At 66.8% G+C, this 20823-nt stretch carries 22 protein-coding genes and 1 tRNA gene; 10 read left to right on the top strand and 13 right to left on the bottom strand.

Annotated features, from left to right (window positions below; genetic code table 11):
- Nucleotides 1-6: 6 nt before the first annotated feature.
- The 9 genes from C662_RS10460 (at nt 7) to C662_RS10420 (ending at nt 7934) form a co-directional block, all read left to right on the top strand.
- Nucleotides 7-1383: a hypothetical protein gene (locus tag C662_RS10460; RefSeq protein WP_002928490.1), complete on the top strand. Its 1377-nt coding sequence runs from the start codon at nt 7-9 to the stop codon at nt 1381-1383.
- Nucleotides 1380-2615 carry a hypothetical protein gene (locus C662_RS10455; RefSeq protein ID WP_002928489.1) on the top strand — a complete coding sequence of 412 codons (1236 nt, stop codon included), beginning with the start codon at nt 1380-1382 and terminating at the stop codon, nt 2613-2615. Before C662_RS10460 ends, C662_RS10455 begins: the two co-directional genes overlap by 4 nt.
- Entirely contained in the window at nt 2603-3328 is a 726-nt protein-coding gene (locus tag C662_RS10450) for a type II secretion system protein (protein ID WP_083485755.1), read from the top strand. Before C662_RS10455 ends, C662_RS10450 begins: the two co-directional genes overlap by 13 nt.
- A gap of 45 nt (nt 3329-3373) precedes the next feature.
- A complete protein-coding gene (locus tag C662_RS10445) occupies nt 3374-4012 on the top strand; it encodes a prepilin-type N-terminal cleavage/methylation domain-containing protein (protein ID WP_002928487.1) in 639 nt (212 codons plus the stop codon).
- Nucleotides 4013-4121: 109 nt separating this feature from the next.
- Entirely contained in the window at nt 4122-5111 is a 990-nt protein-coding gene (locus C662_RS10440) for a KpsF/GutQ family sugar-phosphate isomerase (RefSeq protein WP_002928486.1), read from the top strand.
- Nucleotides 5112-5687 carry an LPS export ABC transporter periplasmic protein LptC gene (lptC, locus tag C662_RS10435; protein ID WP_002928484.1) on the top strand — a complete coding sequence of 192 codons (576 nt, stop codon included), beginning with the start codon at nt 5112-5114 and terminating at the stop codon, nt 5685-5687. It abuts the gene before it with no gap.
- Nucleotides 5684-6241 carry a lipopolysaccharide transport periplasmic protein LptA gene (gene lptA, locus C662_RS10430; protein ID WP_002928481.1) on the top strand — a complete coding sequence of 186 codons (558 nt, stop codon included), beginning with the start codon at nt 5684-5686 and terminating at the stop codon, nt 6239-6241. Before lptC ends, lptA begins: the two co-directional genes overlap by 4 nt.
- A 53-nt stretch (nt 6242-6294) precedes the next feature.
- On the top strand, nt 6295-7071 hold the full coding sequence (locus C662_RS10425; RefSeq protein ID WP_002928478.1) for an enoyl-CoA hydratase: 777 nt from the start codon (nt 6295-6297) through the stop codon (nt 7069-7071).
- 296 nt (nt 7072-7367) lie between these two features.
- Entirely contained in the window at nt 7368-7934 is a 567-nt protein-coding gene (locus C662_RS10420; protein ID WP_002928474.1) for a phasin family protein, read from the top strand.
- Nucleotides 7935-8007: 73 nt separating this feature from the next.
- On the opposite strand, the gene C662_RS10415 is transcribed toward C662_RS10420, so the two are convergent.
- The 11 genes from C662_RS10415 to C662_RS20535 form a co-directional block, all read right to left on the bottom strand.
- A complete protein-coding gene (locus C662_RS10415) occupies nt 8008-8382 on the bottom strand; it encodes a 4a-hydroxytetrahydrobiopterin dehydratase (RefSeq protein WP_002928471.1) in 375 nt (124 codons plus the stop codon).
- 241 nt (nt 8383-8623) lie between these two features.
- Nucleotides 8624-9397, bottom strand: coding sequence for a lysophospholipid acyltransferase family protein (locus tag C662_RS10410; RefSeq protein ID WP_002928469.1), 774 nt, complete (start codon nt 9395-9397; stop codon nt 8624-8626).
- A gap of 63 nt (nt 9398-9460) precedes the next feature.
- Entirely contained in the window at nt 9461-9994 is a 534-nt protein-coding gene (gene gmhB, locus C662_RS10405) for a D-glycero-beta-D-manno-heptose 1,7-bisphosphate 7-phosphatase (protein WP_002928467.1), read from the bottom strand.
- A 61-nt stretch (nt 9995-10055) separates the two neighbouring features.
- Nucleotides 10056-12143, bottom strand: a complete 2088-nt coding sequence (gene glyS / locus C662_RS10400) for a glycine--tRNA ligase subunit beta (protein ID WP_002928465.1) — start codon at nt 12141-12143, stop codon at nt 10056-10058.
- On the bottom strand, nt 12143-13069 hold the full coding sequence (glyQ, locus tag C662_RS10395; protein WP_002928462.1) for a glycine--tRNA ligase subunit alpha: 927 nt from the start codon (nt 13067-13069) through the stop codon (nt 12143-12145). Before glyQ ends, glyS begins: the two co-directional genes overlap by 1 nt.
- Before the next feature lie 309 nt (nt 13070-13378).
- A complete protein-coding gene (gene lnt, locus C662_RS10390) occupies nt 13379-14869 on the bottom strand; it encodes an apolipoprotein N-acyltransferase (RefSeq protein ID WP_002928461.1) in 1491 nt (496 codons plus the stop codon).
- A complete protein-coding gene (locus tag C662_RS10385; RefSeq protein WP_051018563.1) occupies nt 14869-15708 on the bottom strand; it encodes an HlyC/CorC family transporter in 840 nt (279 codons plus the stop codon). Before C662_RS10385 ends, lnt begins: the two co-directional genes overlap by 1 nt.
- 64 nt (nt 15709-15772) lie before the next feature.
- Nucleotides 15773-16582, bottom strand: a complete 810-nt coding sequence (ybeY, locus tag C662_RS10380) for an rRNA maturation RNase YbeY (RefSeq protein ID WP_002928459.1) — start codon at nt 16580-16582, stop codon at nt 15773-15775.
- Nucleotides 16563-17588 (bottom strand): PhoH family protein, encoded by a 1026-nt coding sequence (locus C662_RS10375; protein ID WP_002928457.1) that lies wholly within the window; start codon nt 17586-17588, stop codon nt 16563-16565. Before C662_RS10375 ends, ybeY begins: the two co-directional genes overlap by 20 nt.
- Nucleotides 17589-18953 carry a tRNA (N6-isopentenyl adenosine(37)-C2)-methylthiotransferase MiaB gene (miaB, locus tag C662_RS10370; RefSeq protein ID WP_002928454.1) on the bottom strand — a complete coding sequence of 455 codons (1365 nt, stop codon included), beginning with the start codon at nt 18951-18953 and terminating at the stop codon, nt 17589-17591. It lies immediately after the preceding gene.
- A gap of 57 nt (nt 18954-19010) precedes the next feature.
- Complete coding sequence (locus C662_RS20535; RefSeq protein ID WP_232433256.1) at nt 19011-19532, bottom strand: hypothetical protein; 522 nt, start codon at nt 19530-19532, stop codon at nt 19011-19013.
- A gap of 32 nt (nt 19533-19564) precedes the next feature.
- On the opposite strand from C662_RS20535, the gene C662_RS10360 reads away from it, so the two are divergent.
- Nucleotides 19565-19641, top strand: a tRNA-Met gene (locus C662_RS10360).
- Between the two features lie 139 nt (nt 19642-19780).
- Here the strand turns inward: C662_RS10360 and C662_RS20300 are convergent.
- Both C662_RS20300 and C662_RS10355 read right to left on the bottom strand, forming a co-directional pair.
- Nucleotides 19781-20359: a hypothetical protein gene (locus C662_RS20300; protein ID WP_002928450.1), complete on the bottom strand. Its 579-nt coding sequence runs from the start codon at nt 20357-20359 to the stop codon at nt 19781-19783.
- A gap of 20 nt (nt 20360-20379) precedes the next feature.
- Nucleotides 20380-20796, bottom strand: a complete 417-nt coding sequence (locus C662_RS10355) for a hypothetical protein (protein ID WP_157354522.1) — start codon at nt 20794-20796, stop codon at nt 20380-20382.
- Between the last annotated feature and the right edge of the window lie 27 nt (nt 20797-20823).

Raw genomic sequence — 20823 nt, 5'->3', positions numbered from 1 at the left:
TCCGCGATGCGCACACCACTGCTGCTCCGCATCGATGAACTCGGCCTCGACGCATGGCAAGTGCATGAAAACGAAGTCATCCGGGTCGCCGTCTTCGACAGCACTGCACAGCCCGCATTCCGAGCCTGGCTGGAAGAGCGCCCCACCCGCGCCCCATGCAGGCTTCTGGTCGACCTGGCCGATGAGGCCTACGAGAGCGAGGACATCCCGCGCGTTCGCGGAGCCGATCGACGCGCACTGATCACGCGCAGGCTGGCCGCCTGGTTCCCAGACCCCGCCTACGCACGTGCCATCAGGCTCGACGACACGAGCGGCCAGACAACGCCCGGTCGCGAACGCATGCTGTTCTCCGGCCTCAACCAACCCGCAACGCTGCAGGCCTGGATAGACCCCCTGCGCGCAACCGGCCGTCGCGTCGAACGCATCGTACCCGCGGCGGAGTTGCTGGCCCATCTCCACGCCCGGGCCGTCGGTACGCGAGCACAGGTGATGGTGCTCGGCCGCACGCGCGCCGGCCTGCGCATCAGCCTCCTCATGCACGGCCAGGCGCTGTTCTCGCGCATCGTAGGCCATTCGGCAGCGTGGCAGGACGAACTCGCACGCACACGCAACTACCTGCGCGCCCAGCATCGTGTGGCCAGCAAAGACGCACTCGACGCACTCGTCATCGGCACCCCCGAGCAGTTCCACACCACGGCCGCCGTCACCGAAGATGACCCGTCAATCACCTTCATTCCATCCGAGCGCCTCGGCCCCAACCGGATGCGCGACGACACGGATGCACCGACCACAGCCGACGAACTCGCGCCGCTACTGCTGCACGCCCTGCGCCGGGCACCCGCCCGCCTGGGCTGGGCCGCAGCGTCGGCGCCACGCCGCCCAGGCGGGCTCCTGCTCGGTGGCGGGCTGCTCGCAGCCTGCCTGGCGTTGGGCGCCGGATACTGGCTGCACGCCCAGGCTGCAGCGCGTGCCGGTGCCGAGCACAGCGCACGCCCGTCCCCCCTCGAAGCTGTGCCCGCGCAGCCGACACACGACGCCGCGTCTGCGCCTCCCGACGACCTCGCCCCACCACCCGAGCCGGTCGCAACCGCCGCGCCGCAGCCCCCCCTGCCAGCCGCGCCCACGCCAGCCCCCGCCGCACGCGTGCAAGTGCCCGAGCCGAAACGCATCGACGGCGTTCTCAGGCGCCCCGACGGCCGTCACACCATATGGCTCGACGGCAAACCCATCGAGCCTGCGCAGGCCGGCCTGAGGATGGTGCCGGGCAACGAACCCGCGCTTGCTCCCAGCGGCCTCAGCGCCCCCCGGCTGCGCGTCGGCGACCTCTGGCCTGCCCCCGCCACGACCGCACACGACACCTCCGACGAGGACGCACGACAATGAGCGCACATCCATCACCACCTCGAGCGCACGGTGGGCAGGCCCTGCTCGCAGCACTCGTGCTCTTGCTGGTACTGGGAGCGGGCGCCCTGCTCGGCGCTGGTGAGTTGCGCACGCGTGCCACCATGCTCACCCACGCCCGCAGCGTCATCGCTCTCGCCCAGGCGCGCGCAGCGCTCATCGGCTACGCCGTCAGCTATGACGAGAGCCACCCGGGCGAGGGCTACGGATTCCTGCCCTGCCCGGACAGCGGCAACACCGGCTCGACACCGATCGGCGCCTGCGGCGCCCGCGGTCAGGGCGCGATCGGCCGCCTGCCCTGGCGGACGCTCGGCCTCCCGGACCTGCGCGACGGCTGGGGGGAATGCCTGTGGTACGCCGTCGCCGGCAGCGTCAAGCACAACCCCAAGGCGCTCATGCTGAACTGGGACAGTCCGGGCCAGTTCGTCGTGCACGGCGCGGACGGCCACCGGATCGCCGCCGCCGGACCGGACGGGCGCGCCGTCGCGATCGTCTTCGCCCCAGGGCCCGCAATGGCCGGCCAAGTGCGCGCACCTGCGAGCGGTCGCACCTGCCCCGGCGGCGACTCGGCCGTCGCCGATCTCGCGCACTACCTCGATGGCGACTATCCGGCCACGGTGGATGGCACACTCGACGTGTTCTCGGGGGGTAATCTGCCGGGCGCCGACCTGATCGCCTGGATCGGCATCGACGACATCTTCGACGCCCTGCGCCGACGCGCCGACCACGCGGCACGGATCGACGCGCTCATCTCGGACATCGCCTCCGCGCTCGATGCTCGCCTCGCCGAACCTGACTTCACTCACCGCCATTTCGACACGGAGGTCGGCGCACTGCGCTCCGGCGTCCTGCCCAACGCCGCCGACCTGGGACTGCCCGCGGCCGAGCGGGCGCGCATCGACCATTGGCGCGACCAGATCCGCGTCGCCATCTGCACCGACAGCGACGCCTGCATCGAGATCACCTCCTCAGACACTGCCACCACCCGGCACTGCCGCGCGGCGCTGCTGTTCGCCGGCGAACGCATCCGTCACGGCGCTGGCCGCCAACTGCGCGCAACCGCCGCCCAGCGCGCCGATCCCGCACAGTACTTCGAGGGCACGAACGCGCTCCACCTCAAGGCCGGCGTTCCTCGCTTCGAGGGCGCCGAGCGCTTCGCGGCCCACGAGCGCGGACAACCGGCAGTGCAAGACATCGTCCGCTGCCTGTCATGACACAGACGCCCCCGCTCCGCGCTATCGAGAGGCCGAAGCGAGCCCTTGCGCGACACCCCCGAGGCCGCGGCTTCACCCTCGTGGAGTTGGCCATGGTCCTCGTCATCCTCGCCGTACTCGGTGCAGGCCTGCTGGTGCCACTGGGCAGCCGGATGGACGCCCGCGACCGCCAGGCCAGCCTCGAACGCCTCGGCGACATCCAGCACGCCCTCATCGGCTTCGCACTCATCCACGGCCGTCTGCCCTGCCCGAGTACCACCACCGACCCCGCCAGTCCGCTCTATGGCATCGAGGACCCGGCGCCGTGCAGCTTCGCAAGCGAAGGCCGCCTGCCCTGGCGCAGCCTGGCCGTGCCCGCCACCGACGCGTGGGGCTCACTACGCACTGCGGTGGGCGACGACTGGGGCGGGCACTGGCACTACCGCGTCGACCCGCGCTTCGCCGAGGCCCCGATCACCGCCGCCACCCTGCCATCGGCCAACCTTCAGATCCGCGGCCACGACGGCAGCCGCATCACGACCTCCGATTCGCAGGCCGTCGCCATCGTCTACTCCACCGGCCCCAACCGGCGAGCCGACGGCCTCAACGCCAGCTACACCGTAACCGCCCCTCTTTACCAGGCAGGCCCGCCCACACCCGACTACGACGACCTGCTCGCCTGGCTCGGCCGGCCGTTGCTGATTGCCCGCCTGGCACAGGGCGGACGACTGTAGGGCAAGGATATCCGTGTTTTTCATCCACCATCGAAGGAGACCACCATGAACACCAAACAGGACGGATTCACCCTCGTCGAGATCGCCATCGTGCTGCTCGTCGTCAGCCTGCTGCTCGGCGGCGTCATGAAGGGGCAGGAACTGATCGACAGTGCCAAGGTGAAGAACCTCGGCCAGGATTTCCGCAGCATCCCCGCGATGGTCCATGCCTACCAGGACAAGTACCGCGCCCTGCCCGGCGACGACCGTAATGCACGCATGCATCTGTGCCCAAGCAGCAGCGAGTGCACAGCCCTCGGCAACGGCAACGGCGTCATCGATGGCAACTGGGACGACAGCAGCGGCAGCGAGAGCGTGCGCTTCTGGCAGCACTTGCGCCTCGCCAACGTCGCCAGCGGCAGCACCGACCCAGACGATGCCGGCTTCCTGCCGCGCAATGCGGTCGGCGGCAGGGTCGGCGTCCAGCGCGGCGGCACCGTGCTGGGCATCCCCGGCGCGATGGTCGTGTGCTCGGACGCAATCGTCGGCAAGCTGGTGCGCCAACTCGACATCGCGCTCGACGATGGCAACCCGGCAACTGGATCAATGCGCGCCGGCACGGCTGGCGAAGGCGCACTGGTGCCGATCTCGGCAACCAATCCGCTCGACGACAGCGCCAGCCACACCGTCTGCGCCAGTCTCTGAGCACGGGTAGCGCTTGATATACAATCGGGGGCTCGCACACGGTGCTGCGCGCAGCGATACATTCCATGCGCGTCGCACCCCGCCCCCGCCAGTCTCAAGCATGGACCGCATGGACTCAACTCCAGAAACGGGTGACAGCCGCGCCGTCGCCCTCGCCCGCCGGGTATTGCGCATCGAGGCCGATGCAGTCGCCGCCCTTGCCGACCGCATCGGCGCAGACTTCGAGCGTGCCGTCGACATCATCCGCCAGCGCCACGGGCGCGTGATCGTCACCGGTATCGGCAAGTCCGGGCACATCGCACGCAAGCTCGCGGCTACGCTCGCGAGCACCGGCACGCCCGCCTACTTCGTGCATGCCGCCGAAGCTGCACACGGCGACCTCGGCATGATCACCCCCGAAGACGTCGTCATCGCCCTGTCGAACTCGGGGACGAGCGAGGAGGTGCTCACCATCGTGCCGCTGGTCAAGCGCCAGGGCGCACGCCTGATCTCGATGACGGGACGACCGGAGTCGCCGCTCGCGGTACAGGCCGACGTCCACCTCGACGCCGCCGTCGCCGAGGAAGCCTGCCCGCTCAACCTCGCCCCCACCGCCAGCACGACCGCCGCACTCGCACTTGGCGATGCACTCGCAGTTGCCCTGCTCGACGCGCGCGGTTTCGCCGCGGAGGACTTTGCACGCTCGCACCCGGGCGGTGCACTCGGTCGTCGCCTGCTCACCCACGTCGCCGACGTGATGCGCCCCGCCGACGCCGTACCGCGCGTGCGCCCCGACGCCCTGCTCAGCAGCGCCCTGCTGGCGATGACAGCCGGTGGCATGGGCATGACCGCCATCGTTGACAGCGACGATCGGCCGCAGGGCATCTTCACTGATGGCGACCTGCGCCGCGCGCTCGAGAAAGGCTGCGACGTGCGCAGCGCGCACGTGACCGCGGTGATGAGCCACAATCCGCGCAACATCGGCCCCCAGGCCCTGGCGGCCGAAGCCGCCGAGGTCATGGAGCGCCTGCGCATCAGCCAGCTGCTGGTGGTCGACGGCGACAACCGTCTCGTCGGCGCGCTCACGACTCACGACCTGATGCGCGCCAAGGTGATCTGAGTGATCGACACCTGGCGCCTCTACCCGGTTCTCGCCCTCGCCGCACTGGCAGGCGCCTCGCTCTGGCTCGAGCGCATCACCCGCATCGAAGAGCCGGTTGCCGCGGTCGAGCATGGCGGTCCGGACTTCGTCGCCGAACACACCCGCCTGGTGGGGTTCGGTGAAGACGGCCGGCAGCGCTACGAACTGCTCGCCGAGCGCCTCGAGCACTTCCCTGGCAGCGACATCACCCGACTCCACGAACCGCGCCTGCACATGCAGGACGCACAACGCGACACCCACATCAGCGCCACGCGCGGCGACGTCTCCCCAGGGGGCGAGCGCGTCGATCTCGAAGGCAAGGTGCAGGTCCGCCGTCCTGGCTCCGCGGACGCCCTGCCACTCGCACTCGACTCCGAAACGCTGACGGTGTGGCCCGACGCCCACCGCGCCCAGACCGACTCCCCGGTGGTCCTGATGCGCGGCGACAGCCGGGCCACCGCCCAGGGCATGCGCGCCGACAACCTGTTCGGCACGCTCGAACTGACCGGCGAGGTCCGCACCCACATGCCTCGCCGCCAAGGACCCTCCTCATGAAGCACACTCATCGCATATCCCTCACCCGTTGCCTGGCCACCCTGGGGGTGGCAGCGCTCGCCGCATTTTCCGCCCCTGCCATCGCCGAGAAGGCCGACCGCGAGCAGCCGGTCAATATCGAGGCCGACCGCCTGACGGTGGACGACCGCAACAAGGTGCACGTGTTCGAGGGCAACGTGATCCTGTCGCAGGGCTCACTGACGATCCGTGGCGACAAGCTGGTCGTGACCCAGGACGCCGCGGGCTTCCAGAACGGCGTCGCCACCGCCACCGGCAACCGCCTGGCCACCTTCCGTCAGCGCCGCGAAGGCACTACGGATCAGTACGTCGAAGGCGAAGCCGAGCGCATCGAATACGACAGCCGCAGCGAGAAAGCGCGCCTGTTCAACCGCGCCCGCGTCACCAGCGGCGGCGATCAGGTCAGCGGCCACTACATCGAATACGACGCCATCACCGAGAACTACCTGGTCACCAACGCCCCCGGCAGCCAGCCGGGCGCACCATCCAGCCGGGTGCGTGCCGTGATCCAGCCCAAGTCGGACGGCCAACAGTAAGCGCACTCGACCTTCTTCCACCGACACGCAGCACCCCGACAACAGGAGAACCCATGAGCTTTGAACTGATCATCGCCGAGAAGCGCGGCCGCGTCGGCCTCATCACCCTGAATCGCCCCAAGGCACTCAACGCCCTCAACGATCAGGTCGTCGACGAGATCACCGCCGCGCTGAACGACTTCGAGTCCGACGAAGGCATCGGCGCCATCGTCATCACCGGCTCCGAAAAGGCGTTCGCCGCTGGTGCCGACATCGGCGCGATGGCTACCTTCTCCTACATGGACGCCTACAAGAGCGAATACATCACCCGCAACTGGGAACGCGTGAAGACCTGCCGCAAGCCGGTCATCGCTGCAGTGGCGGGCTTCGCCCTGGGCGGCGGCTGCGAGCTGGCGATGATGTGCGACATCATCATTGCCGCCGACAGCGCGAAGTTCGGCCAACCCGAAGTCAAGCTCGGCATCCTGCCGGGTGCAGGCGGCACGCAACGCCTGCCGCGCGCGGTCGGCAAGGCCAAGGCCATGGACCTGTGCCTGTCCGCCCGCTTCATGGATGCCACCGAAGCCGAGCGCGCCGGTCTGGTGTCGCGCGTGGTGCCGGCCGACAGACTCCTCGACGAGGCCCTGGCCGCCGCCGAGACCATCGCCAGCTTCTCGCTGCCGGTGGTGATGATGATCAAGGAATCGGTCAACCGCGCCTTCGAAAGCAGCCTCAACGAAGGCCTGCTGTTCGAGCGCCGCGTCTTCCACGCCGCTTTCGCCCTCAACGACCAGAAGGAAGGCATGGCCGCCTTTGTCGAAAAGCGCAAGGCCAACTTCACCCACGACTGATCGCTCACCCCCCTCCTGCACTGCGGCAAGGCCATACCACGCCGCAGTGCCTTGGTCATCGGCCCGCAACAAGGGTGTTGCACACTGCATGTGGATCGCTCGGCAGACCAAGCGTTTGCTGGGCCGGACAGCGGCGCACATGATTGGATAAAGCAATCGAATAGCGATTGTGCGATGCACAAATTTTCGCTTGACAGCTTAAGGCGCCTCCGTATAATTCGAACCATGCTGCAACGCAACATGTGGCATGAAACCACGATGTGCATGCAATCCGGGCTTGATTACAGGAGATTCAAATGAGCAACTTCACCACCCCCGAGCAGTTCGCCGCCGCCAACAAGGCCAACATCGAGACCCTGCTGACCCTGGCCAACACCGCCTTCGCCAGCGCCGAGCGCCTCGCTGCCCTGAACCTGAACACCGCCCGCTCGATCCTCGAGGACGGCGTTGCCAACACCAAGACCCTGCTCGCCGCCAAGGACGTCCAGGAACTGGTGAGCCTGCAGGCTTCGCTGGCCCAGCCGATCGTCGAGAAGGCCGTCGCCTACGCTCGCAGCGTCTATGAGATCGCCTCGCAGAGCCAGGAAGAAATGTCCAAGGTCTTCGAAGGCCAGGTCGCCGAGCTGAACAAGGGCGTCGCTACCGCCCTCGACAAGGCTGCCAAGTCGGCTCCCGCCGGTTCGGACGTCGCCGTCGCCGCCGTCAAGTCGGCCATCGCCGCCGCCAACAGCGCCTACGACAGCATGAGCAAGGCTGCCAAGCAAGTCGCCGAGATCGCCGAAGCCAACGTGGCTGCCGCGACCAACGCCACCGTCAAGGCCGTCAGCACCACCGCCAAGACCACCTCCAAGAAGGCTGCCTAAGCTTCCTCGGTAAAGGTCTGACGAAGCGGCCCCTCATCGAGGGGCCGTTTTGCGTTTACCGCCCGCCGATGCATCAGTCGTATTTGATGTAGCGGAAGCGCTGGTCATCATTGGGAGTGCCTTCAAGCACACCCCCCTCGCGGCCGGGTTGCCACTGGATCAGCGCCTCGATCCTGCTGGCGAGCGCGAAGTCGCGCTCGGTCACCCCTTTCGCGGAATGGGTGCATAGTTTCACGATCACGAAGGCATAGGACACAGCAAGGTCCGGGTGGTGCCAGGCCGCTTCGGCAAGGTGGCCGACGGCATTGACGACCATCAGCGTGCCCTTCCAGCCTTCCGTGCGGTACTTGCGCCGGATCCAGCCATTTTCGTAATACCAATGCGGCAGTTCGCGCGCCAGGCGCTGGCGAATCTCATCCTCGCCCAGCGCGGGCAGTGTGTCGCTCATATCGACCTCCTGCGGGTTCGGGCTTTCAATGTAGCCCGCGGTGCAGCGCACGTCCAAGGCGTAGACGAGAGGCCGTCGAAGCCCCCCGTGACGACGAAAAGCTCGCGGCTGGCGCCGCTCCCACCGGTGGAGAGACCCGCGGCGGCGGGCTTTGCTGTAGGAGCGGCGCGAGCCGCGAGCTTTTCGGGCACGCCACAAAAGACTATCGCCTTCAAACCCTCGCGGCTGACGTGTAACCAGATCAGGCTTCAGGCGCGCCCGTGCCACCGTCCTGGTCATGCACAGCCGACGCCTCGCCGGCATAGTGATGAGGGAAAAGCCTCTGCATCTCGCTCTCGACCCAGGCCTCGGCGCGCGCGTTGATCTGCTCTGCCTTCACGCCCTTGACGTCGATCACCGGACCAATGCTGACGATGATCTCACCAGGGCGCTTGACGAAGGCATTGCGCCGCCAGAACTCGCCCGCATTGTGCGCCACCGGGACCACAGGCACGCCCGCACGCTTGGCGAGGATGGCGCCGCCCGGCTTGTAGCGTTTCACCGTCCCCGGGGCAACACGCGTACCCTCGGGGAAGACGACAACCCATAGGCCCTCCTTCAGGCGCTCGCGGCCCTGCTCGACAACCTGGGCGAGCGCATCCTTGCCCGCATTGCGATCGATCGCAATGCCCGGAATGCTTGCCAAACCCCAGCCAAAGAATGGCACGCGCAACAGTTCGCGCTTGAGCACAAAGCACAGCGGCGGAAAGATCTGCTGCAGCGCGATCGTTTCCCATGCGGACTGATGCTTGGACAGCACCACGGCCGGGCCGGCAGGCATGTTCTCGGCACCGATCACCCTGTAGCGGATACCGAGAACATGGCGGATCACCCACATCATCACCGGCACCCAGGACGTGATCAGGCGATGGCGGGTCATCGGGGGTAGCCAGAAGATCAGCGTGGCAAAGATCGCATAGGGCACGGTGATCAGTGTGAGCAGTATTGCGAACAGGAATGAGCGGATGAGATGCACGGTGTGGTCCAGGCGTCATTGGGCGCAGATCGCACCGCCCTGACGGTGCGCCTGCCATGAGTTTCAGGCCGTGAGCGTAGCGGCCACGGCGTCGAGATCGGGGAAGATCCGGGTCGAGGGCGGCAGTTCGGGACTGTCCTTGGTGTGCAGCCCCTTGCCCGTCAACACGAGGAAGGGCTGGCAACCTGCGGCCACCCCCGCCTGCAGGTCGCGCAGGCTGTCGCCCACGCAGGGTACGTCCTGCAGCGCGACATTGAAGCGCTCGGCAATCTGCAGGAACAGGCCGGGCTTGGGCTTGCGGCAGTCGCAGGTGGAGTCCGCCGCATGCGGACAGAAAAAAACCGCATCCAGGCGACCGCCGACCTGCGCCAGGCTGCGCACCATGCGGTCATTGATGGCATTTAGCGTATCCATGCCGAACAGGCCGCGCCCCACGCCGGACTGGTTGGACGCCACCACCACGCGCCAGCCCCACTGATTGAGGCGCGCGATCGCCTCGAGCGAGCCGGGGATCGGCTTCCATTCCTCGGGCGACTTGATGAACTGCTCGGAGTCGACGTTGATGACGCCGTCGCGGTCGAGAATGATGAGCTTCATCTGCAGACTCCCTGGGATGCATACATACCCGCGACGGCGCGCGCCGCGGGTCTCGTGACGCTCAGGCCGACAGGCGCGAGATATCAGCGACCTGGTTCATCAGGCCAGCCAGTTGCGCCAACAGCGCAAGGCGGTTGGCACGGGTCAGCGGCTCTTCTGCCATCACCATGACGTCCTCGAAGAACTGGTCGACCGCCGCACGCAGGCCGGCGAGCGCACACAGCGCTGCAGTGTAGTCCTCGTTGGCGACATGTGAGCGCACCAGCGGCGCGACCTCGACCACCTGACGGAAGAGCGCCTTCTCGGCCTCCTCCTGCAGCAGTGCGAGATCGGGCTCGCCCGGCGCACCCTCGGCCTTCTTCAGGATGTTGACGATGCGCTTGTTGGCGGCCGCCAGAGCCTCGGCCTCGGGCAGCGCGCGGAAAGCCTCCACCGCGGCGAGCTTGGCGGGCACCAGATCGATGCGTACCGGCTTGAGCGCGAGCACGGCGTCGACCACCGCGCCGTCGCGCCCTGTCTCTCGCAGCAGGTTCTTCAGGCGCTCGAACATGAAGTCCTGCAACTGCGCGACGAAACCCTCGGCGGTCAGCAGGCCGGGCTTGAAGCCGGCGGCAGCGGTGTCGATGAGCTTGGGCAGCTCGAGCGGCAGCGGCGCTTCGATGAGGATGCGCAGCACGCCGAGGGCTGCGCGGCGCAGCGCAAACGGGTCCTTGTCTCCCGTCGGCACCATGCCTATGCCGAAGAAGCCGACCAGGGCGTCGAGCTTGTCGGCCAGTGCCACCGCAGCGGCGACATTGCCCGCGGGCAACTCATCGCCGGCAAAGCGCGGCTGGTAATGGGCCTGGATGGCATCGGCCACCACCTGCCCCTCGCCGTCGGCGAGCGCGTAGTAGCGGCCCATGATGCCCTGCAGCTCGGGGAATTCGCCCACCATGTCGGTGACGAGGTCGGCCTTGGCCAGGCGTGCGGCGCGCTTGGCCGCGGCGACGTCGCCGTGCAGTTGGGCGACGATCGCGCCGGCCAGGGCTTCGAGGCGCTCGACACGCTCGAGCTGACTGCCGAGCTTGTTGTGATACACCACCGGCGCCAGGCGCGGCAGGCGAGCCTCGAGCTTCTGTTTCTTGTCCTGCTCGAAGAAGAAGCGCGCGTCCGACAGCCGCGGGCGCACCACACGGGCGTTGCCGGCGACGATGTTGCTCGGGTCGGCCACCTGCATATTGGAGACGATCAGGAAACGGTTGAGCAGTTTGCCGGCGCCGTCGAAGAGCGGGAAATACTTCTGGTTGGCGCGCATCGTCAGGATCAGGCACTCCTGCGGCACGGCAAGGAACTCGGCCTCGAACTCGCCCACATACACCGTCGGATGCTCGACCAGCGCCGCGACCTCGTCGAGCAGGTCGGCATATTCGTTGAGCAGCGCGCCCTGCTTAGCGGCCTCGGCGAGAAGCTGGCGCTCGATGTTGGCGCGGCGCTCGGCGAAGTTGGGAATGACCTTGCCCTCGGCGAGCAGCGTGGGCTCGTAAGCATCCGCAGTCGCGATGTCGATGTCGCCGCGACTCATGAAGCGGTGGCCACGCGTGGTGCGCCCCGAGTCCAGGTCGAGCACGCGGCCCGGCACCACATCGGCGCCGTGCAGGAAGGTGAGCTTATGCACCGGGCGCACGAAGGTCGCGTCGCCGTCGCCCCAGCGCATGACCTTGGGAATCGGCAGCGCCTTGATCGCGTCCTGCACGATCGCCGACAGGACGTCGGCGAGCTTGGCGCCCGGCACCATGGCGGTGTGGAACAGCGCCTCGGCCTTGCCGTCCATGCGGCGCTCGAAGCCGGCGACGGCCCCCACCGGGATGCCCTTGGCTTCCATCTTCTTGAGCAGCGCCGGCGTCGGCTTGCCCTCGGCGTCGAGTGCCACGGACACGGGCATCAGCTTCTCGGTGACCTCCTTGGCAGCGGCCTCTGAGCTCACCTTCGCAACCGTCACCGCCAGCCGGCGCGGGCTGGCGAAGGTGCGGAAGGCGGCGTCGGCAGGCGCCAGCCCCTTGGCCTTGAGGCCATCGGCGATCCTGGTGGCGAAAGTCTCGCCCAGGCGCGGCAGGGCCTTGGGCGGCAGTTCTTCGGTGAGCAGTTCAACGAGCAGGGTCGCGCTGGTCATCACGCGGCCTCCTTGGTGGTATTCAGCATCGGGAAGCCGAGGGCTTCGCGGGATTCGAAATAGGCCTGGGCGACGGCGCGCGACAGGTTGCGGATGCGGCCGATGTAGGCGGCGCGTTCGGTGACCGAGATGGCGCCGCGGGCGTCGAGCAGGTTGAAGGTGTGCGCGGCCTTCAGCACCATCTCGTAAGCCGGCAGCGCGAGGCCGACTTCCATCACGCGCCTGGCCTCGGATTCGTAGTTGTTGAACAGCGAGAACAGGAAGTCGACGTTGCTGTGCTCGAAGTTGAAGGTCGACTGCTCGACCTCGTTCTGGTGATAGACGTCGCCGTAGGTCACCTTGCGCCCGTCCGGCGCGATCGACCACACCAGGTCATAGACGTTTTCAACGCCCTGCAGGTACATCGCCAGGCGCTCGATGCCGTAGGTGATCTCGCCCAGCACCGGCTTGCAATCGAGGCCGCCGACCTGCTGGAAATAGGTGAACTGGGTGACTTCCATACCATCCAGCCACACTTCCCAGCCCAGGCCCCAGGCGCCGAGGGTGGGGTTCTCCCAGTCGTCCTCGACGAAGCGGATGTCGTGCACCATCGGGTCGATGCCGAGCGCGCGCAGGCTGTCGAGGTAGAGTTCCTGGATGTTCAGCGGCGAGGGCTTCAACACCACCTGAAACTGATAGTAGTGCTGCAGGCGGTTGGGGTTCTCGCCATAGCGGCCATCCTTGGGGCGGCGCGAGGGCTGAACGTAGGCGGCGTTCCAGGGCTCTGGGCCGATGGCGCGCAGGAAGGTGGCGGTATGGCTGGTGCCGGCGCCCACCTCGAGGTCGTAGGGCTGCAGCAGCACGCAGCCGCGCTCGCCCCAGAAGTGCTGGAGCGTGAGGATGACTTGCTGGAAGGTCGGTTTCACGAGTCGGGATTCGGTGGTCATGGTCTCGGGCAGCCTCCGGGCTGCGCAGCGCACGCAAAGACCGTGATTTTACCGGGCTTCGGCAAGTGCGGGGGCTTCGGCTCGGCGCAATCGCGCCGAAGCCCTCACCCGCTCGACCCGGCGCGAGCGCGATCGCCTTCAACCCCTCGCGGCTGGCGCCGCGCCTACGGGGGAATCGAGCGCACGACGCCCTGCTGTAGGAGCGGCGCGAGCCGCGAGCTTTTCGTCACAGCCGACCACGCCCGTCACCTTCAAAACCCTCGCGGCTGGCGCCGCGCCTACCGAGGGTCGCGGCGGGCGGCTGTGCGCTCAAACCCTCCGGCGGGAAAGAGGGAGCGCGGCAATGACGAGGAGCGCGACAATCAGGGCAAGGCCATCGCCCCAGCGGGCGTAGGGGGTCATACCGTTGAAGCCCTGAACCTGCACGCGCAGCACGCCACGCTCGAACTCGGGCAGCACGCCGGCGACCCGGCCGTCGGGCTGGACCAATGCGGTCATGCCGGTGTTGGTCGCGCGCAGCATCGGCCGCCCGGTCTCGAGCGCGCGCACGCGCGCGATCTGCAGGTGCTGCGGCTGGGCAAGCGAATCGCCGTACCAGGCCAGATTGGAGAGGTTCAGCATCAGTGTGGCCTGTGGCAGGGCGCGGATCAGCTCCGCGCCGAACAGGTCCTCGTAGCAAATATTGATCGCCACCCGCTGCCCATCGATCAGCATGGGCGGCTGATCGGACGCGCCACGAGTCTGGTCCGCCATGGGGATGTCGACCAGGCGGTAGAACCAGCCGAACAAGGGCGGCGAGTACTCACCGAACGGCACCAGGTGCTGCTTGGCGTAGTGCTGCTCCGGCGCGCGCCCCAGGCTCATCGCGGCGTTGTAGATCCGTCCCGCCTCGTCACGCCGGAATACGCCGAGCACAAGGTCTCCACCGGCCTCGCGTGCAAGCTGTGCGAGCACCTCCAGGTAGCCCGCAGGCAGGCGTTCGAGCAAGGTGGGCAAGGTGGTCTCAGGCAACACCGTGATCGCGGGAGGCGCCGGTCGGCCAAACTGCTCGCGTACGAGATCAAGGTTGACCTGCAGCACATCAGCGAAATGATCGGGATCCCACTTCAGGCTTTGGGCAAAGTTGGTCTGCACCAGCGCGACCTCGAGCGGCTCGCCAACGGGCTGTGTCCAAGGCCGCCCCTGCAGGCCAGCCCCGGCGGCGAGCACCACGACCGCGGCCAACACGGCCGGCCAGGCACGCACAGCGCTGGCCGCGCTGGCGACAAGCGCCGCCAGGAAGGCAACGAGCCCGCCCACACCGTACACGCCGACCACCGCCAGCCAGCCGCCGAGCGGACTGGGCGGCGTCTGCGAATAGCCGATGGCCAGCCACGGGAAGCCGGTGAATACGACGCCGCGCAACCATTCCGCAAGCAGCCACAAGGCGCCGAACAACACGGCCTGGACCAGCCCGTGCGCCAAGCCCAGCCGCCGACGCAGGGCGACGAAGACGCCACCTGCCAGTGCGGGATAAAGCGCGAGGTAGGCACAGAACAGCGCAATGGCGAGCGCAGCGAGCGGGATCGGCATGCCGCCATAGCGCTCGAGCGCGACATACAGCCACGACACGCCACCGATGAATGCACCGAAACCCCAGGCAAAGCCGAGCGCGAAGCCCTGGCGCCAGCACCCGGCACGCCCGAGCAGCCAGGCCAGCACGGCCAGGCTCGCGAAGGCAAGCGGGAACAGCCCGAAGGGCGCAAACGCGAATACCGACGCGCCGCCCGCGAGCAACGCGGCAAGCAGGGCGACACGCATCACTCGGCGGCGGGCTCGGGCTGCGGCAGATGCTCGACGACCAGGGTGTAGACCCGCCGGCTGTCGGCGCGCAGTACCTGGATCTTCAGACCCTCGAGCTCCACGGCTTCACCGCGCTTGGGCAGACGCCCGAAGTGGCGTATGACGAGACCGCCAACGGTGTCGTACTCCTCGTCGCTGAAGTGGGTTGCGAACGCTTCGTTGAAGTCCTCGATCTCGGTCGTGGCCTTCACACGGTAGCGACCGCTGTGATCGAGGCGGATGCTGTCGCCGACCTCGTCGAAGTCGTACTCGTCCTCGATATCGCCGACGATCTGTTCGAGCACATCCTCGATAGTGACCAGCCCGGCCACGCCGCCGTACTCGTCGACCACGATCGCCATGTGGTTGCGCGACACGCGGAACTCGCGCAACAGCACGTTGAGGCGCTTGGACTCGGGCACGAACACGGCCGGACGCAACATGTCGCGCAGGTCGAATTCGCGCCCGGCAAAGTAGCGCAGCAGGTCCTTGGCAAGCAGAATGCCGGCGACATCATCCTTGCCATCACCAATGGCGGGGAAGCGCGAATGCGCGGTGTCGATGGCGAAATTGACGATCGCGTCGATCGGATCGTCCAGGTGCACGCAGTCCATCTGCGCGCGCGGAATCATCACGTCACGCACCTGCATGTCGGACATCTGCAGGGCGCCTTCGATGATGGAAAGGGCATCGGCGTCGATCAGGTTGCGATCGAAGGCCGCGTGCAATTGCGCGAGGAGTTCTTCGCGATCTTCCGGCTCGCGCGAGAGAAAGGCCGAAAGTCGCTCAAGTAACGACGGTTTAGGGGAACTGTCCATTTTTTGGGTCGGGGTCTCCACTCAAGCCCAGGGGTCGTGCAAGTCAGCCTCGCGCACACCGCGCTCAGGCATAGGGGTCTGCATAGCCCAGCCCGCGCAGGACGTCGGTTTCGAGCCGCTCCATCACCGCTGCCTCAGCCTCATTCTCGTGGTCATGGCCCTGCAGGTGGAGCATGCCATGCACGACCAAGTGCGCGAAGTGAGCTTCGGGCGTCTTGCCCTGCAGCGCTGCCTCGCGCATCACCACCGGTACGCACAGCACGAGATCGCCCGCGAGCACGGCGCTGTTGTCCTGCGCCGGCAGCGACAGATCCTCACCGTCAGCATAGGCGAAGGTGAGCACATTGGTAGCGTAGTCCCTGCCGCGGTAGGCACGGTTGAGCTCGCGCCCCTCCTCTTCGCCGACCAGGCGCACGGTGACCTCGGCATCCCGCTGCAGCGCGGCCTGCGCCCAGCGCCGGATGTGGTTCTTCTTGGGGGCGTTGGCCTTGTCCTCGCCCTCCACCGCCTTCTGCACGGACAGCCGGAGCGCCGGCGGGCGGGCGTGCTCGGGCAACCCGGGCACATCGACGAAGCTCATGTCATGATGCACGTCGACACGCAAGGTGAGCAGATTGCAGGCGCCGGGCTGCAGCGACAGCATCGGCACCGCGGCCGCGTCGTCGGCATCGGCCTCGATCTCGAGATCGCCCCAGGCGCGCTCTGGGAAAGCGAGCACCAGCTTGCGGCCATCGCCAAAGTCGATCTCGAGCCGCTCCGCCTTCAAGCGCGTGACCTTGCCTTCGGCGTCGATGGCGACAAGCTTCGGCTTGCCTGCTGTCGCCGCGATCCCCTTGTCCTGCCCTGCGTCCTGCTTACTCCCCGTCTTCGGCATCCTGTGATTCCTTGTCCTGCTGTTGTTGGGCGCGTGCCGCCACCCTGGCCTGCTCGATACGCGCACTTTCGCGGTCGTAAGCATCCACGATGCGTGCGACAAGCGGATGACGCACCACGTCTTCCTTGGCGAACTCGGTGAATGCGATGCCGCGCACGTCCGCCAGCACCTTGCGCGCCTCCTTGAGGCCGCTGCGCTGGCCGCGCGCCAGGTCGACCTGGGTGAGGTCGCCGGTCACCACCGCCTTGGCACCGAAGCCGATGCGGGTAAGGAACATCTTCATCTGCTCGGGCGTGGTGTTCTGCGCCTCATCGAGGATGATGAAGGCGTTGTTGAGCGTGCGCCCGCGCATGAAGGCGAGCGGCGCGATCTCGATCAGGCTGCGCTCGAAGAGCTTGCCGACGCGGTCGAATCCCATCAGGTCGTAGAGCGCGTCGTAGAGCGGGCGCAGGTAGGGGTCGACCTTCTGCGCCAGATCGCCGGGCAGGAAACCCAGGCGCTCGCCGGCTTCGACCGCCGGGCGGGTGAGGATGATGCGCTCGACCAGGTCGCGCTCGAAGGCGTCCACCGCGCTCGCCACCGCAAGATAGGTCTTGCCGGTACCGGCCGGGCCGATGCCGAAGGTGATGTCGAACTCCTGGATGTTCTTCAGGTATTCCACCTGGCGCGGGGTGCGGCCGTGCAGTTCGGTGCGCCGCGTCATCAGCACGGGGGCGGGCTGCAGCGGATCGGCGCCGGCGCCACGGCTGCCGATCTCGATCAGGCCGAGCTGCACATCGTCGAGCGACAGGTCCTTGTCGGCGCGCTCGTAGAAGTGCTTGAGCGCCATCTCGCCGCGCAGCACCTGGCTGGGGTGGCCGTTGAGGGTGAAGTGCTCGCCGCGCCGGCTGACTGTGATGTCAAAGGCGTTCTCGATCTGGCGCAGGTTCTCGTCCAGCACGCCGCACAAGCGGGCCAGCCGGGGGTTGTCCACCGGCTCGAAGAAGACTTCCAGGGTTTTCGCCATTCAGGATTCCCGAACGATGATCTCGCCGCGCAGGCTATGCGGCAGCGCAGCGGTGATGCGCACATCGATGAACTGGCCGATCAGGCGGTCACGATTGGGCGAATCGGAAGGGAAGTTGACCACGCGGTTATTGTCGCTGCGGCCCATCATCTCGACCTCGGCGTTCTTCTTCGCCGCACCCTCGACCAGGATGCGCTGCACCGTGCCGACCATGGCCTCGCTGTTGGCCTGGTACTGCTCGTCGATGCGCTTCTGCAGGCGGGCCAGCCAGGCGAGCTTGGACTCCTGCGGCACGGGGTCTTCGAGGTCGGCCGCAGGCGTGCCGGGGCGGGCGCTGTAGACAAAGCTGAAGGAGCCGTCGAAGCCGATATCGTCGATCAGCTTCATGGTCTTGTCGAAGTCCTCTTCGGTTTCGCCCGGAAAGCCGACGATGAAGTCCGAGGTCAGCGACAGGTCCGGCCGTGCCGCGCGCAGCTTGCGCACGACGGACTTGAACTCGATCACCGAGTAGCCACGCTTCATTGCCGCCAGCACGCGGTCCGAGCCCGACTGCACCGGCAGATGAAGCTGCGACACCAGCTTGGGGATCTTCGCATAGCAGTCGATCAGGCGCTGCGTCATCTCGCGCGGATGCGAGGTGGTATAGCGGATACGCTCGATGCCGGGGATCTCGGCCACGCATTCGAGCAGGAAGGCGAAATCTCCAACGTCGGCACCGTCCTCGCCATCCTCGCGCGTCAGCACGCCGCGCCAGGCGTTGACGTTCTGGCCGAGCAGGGTCACCTCCTTGACGCCCTGAGCGGCCAGGCCAGCGATCTCGGCCAGCACATCCTCGAGCGGGCGCGACACCTCGTCACCTCGGGTGTAGGGCACGACGCAGAAGGTGCAGTACTTGGAACAGCCTTCCATGATCGACACGAAGGCGCTCGCGCCCTCGACACGTGCCGGCGGCATGGCGTCGAACTTCTCGATCTCGGGGAAGGAGATATCCACCTGCGAGCGCCCGGTCTGCTTGCGCGCCTCGATGAGCTTGGGCAGACGGTGCAGGGTCTGCGGCCCGAACACCACGTCCACATAAGGCGCACGCTTGACGATGGCCTCGCCTTCCTGGCTGGCCACGCAGCCGCCCACGCCGATGATCAGCCCCGGCTTCTGCTGCTTGAGCAAGCGCACGCGGCCGAGGTCGTGGAACACCCGCTCCTGCGCCTTCTCGCGCACCGAACAGGTGTTGAAGAGGATCACGTCGGCCTCTTCCGGGTTATCGGTCTTGACCAGTTCTTCGTGGGCGCCGAGCACGTCCGCCATCTTGTCGGAGTCGTACTCGTTCATCTGGCACCCGAAGGTGCGGATGTAGAGCTTTTTCATGATGAGAGGGAAATCACTGCGGGGCGGGATGCGAGCGGCGCGAACATCGCGGGCCGCTCAGCGTGTGGGCGCGGACGCCGCGACCTCTTGCGGGGTGAGGACCCACACCCGGTGCACCTGGCCGTTGTTGTCGAGCAGCATCCGCACGATGTATTCACCACCGATGTGCGAGGGGAGCACGATTCGGTTGTGAATGTCGCGGATCTGCGCACCGGGACTCAGCAGCAGCACCGCCTCAACGTCCTTGCCATTGACCTTGCCCTTCACCTGGACCTTACCAGGCTGGGCGAACGCCATCTTCACCAGGAACGCAGCCTCGGGAATGTTGCGCGGTAGCGCCGCAGACACCAGGCCGGGCAATACACCGAGCACCAGGAACAGCAGGGCAGGAAGAGATAACGGGCGCAAGGACAGACCGGAACGAGCCGGAACCGAAAAGGACAGGCGTCGAATGATCCCCGATCCCCCCTGCCCTGTCAATGCAAAAGCCTTATAAATCAAGACTTCGATGAGACCCTGACGCCACCGCCCCGACAACACCCCCGGACACGCCAAGCCATCAAACCTGTTGACGCCCACTCACCTGAACCGCTATATTCGCGAGCTCGGTTGGTGATGTAGCTCAGACGGTTAGAGCGACGGATTCATAACCCGTAGGTCGGCAGTTCGATTCTGCCCATCACCACCAAAAAATTCAGGGGCTTGCAGCGATGCAAGCCCCTTTGCTTTTCTGCCGGGTCTTGTCGAAACCGGCTGGTGCGAGTGTAACGGCGCGCTCGTTTTGGCACGGATTTGGACTGCTTTTGTCGTAGCCCCGGCAGGCAGTTCTAGCGCCTGAAAGCGTCTGGTCTAGGTGGTGCTGATATGGTTGCTTGACTGCCGTGTCGCCGCCACCATCGCCCAATACGAGGCATGCTGACGGGCATGCCATGATTGGTTAGCTTGAGGGTCAAGTGCCACTCCGGGGCGATGTGAATGGACGTGATCAGCGTTAGCAGAGGTTCCACCAACCGCCTCCGCATGACGATGACGCCATGAACGTGACACGGGCTGTCGAGGTGGCCCGCTGGATCATAAGGATGCAAGAGCGGCGCTGAGATTGCATTGCCGCGCGGGTCGATTTGCTGCTCGCCAGCGAACGCGAATGGGGCTGTCGGCAGATCGTCCAACAGCGATGCCAGTGCGCCGAACACCGTGGGGTCATAGCGATCGTCGGGGTCCGCGAACGTGACGAACTCGGCTGACCCGGCACGAAATCCTGCTGCACGAGCAGCCCCGATGTTACCTGGCACCCCTGGCAACCAATGCTGATTGACCGCGGCTTGATCGAGGTCGGCCTGCATCAACCTCAACCACTGCGGATTGCTATCGTGCAGCGTCAGAACATGACAATCGATACGGTGCATGCCGGTATACGGGGCGGGGGTTACTCACGCTGCCCAAGTTCGAGCACCAACTCGCCGATGCGGCGGTTACCGCACCATGCGACCGCGGTCAGCGTCGCCAGCCATGACACTTCGTAGCGTCGATAGCCCGGCAGGATCTCGACCAACAGGAGCGTGCCCAGGGTTCGCGTTACGTGCCCTTCCCACCACACGTCGCTGTCCCCGGCGGTGCTGGGGGTCGGCGGGATGCTCCATTCCCACTCCCAGCGCACACCGCACGCCTCGCCCAGAGGCATGCCGATCAATCTGCGGGTGCCGACCCAGTCGGCCAGGTCCATCCCCGCGAAGACCGCCACCGGCACGCCTGAGCTGCCGCCCGGGGACGAGACGCCTCTGCCGATGAACGGGTGACTCACGCCGCCATAGGCATCCACGAACCCAAGCCCGGTCCATGCCAAGGCGTCTGCATCACAGGCGCCGCCAAT

This window comes from Thauera sp. 28 (genome assembly GCF_000310145.2).
In the GTDB taxonomy this organism is placed as follows: domain Bacteria; phylum Pseudomonadota; class Gammaproteobacteria; order Burkholderiales; family Rhodocyclaceae; genus Thauera; species Thauera mechernichensis.
The sequence above is the reverse complement of the archived record's forward strand: the minus strand, read 5'-3'. Positions and strand labels throughout refer to the sequence as shown.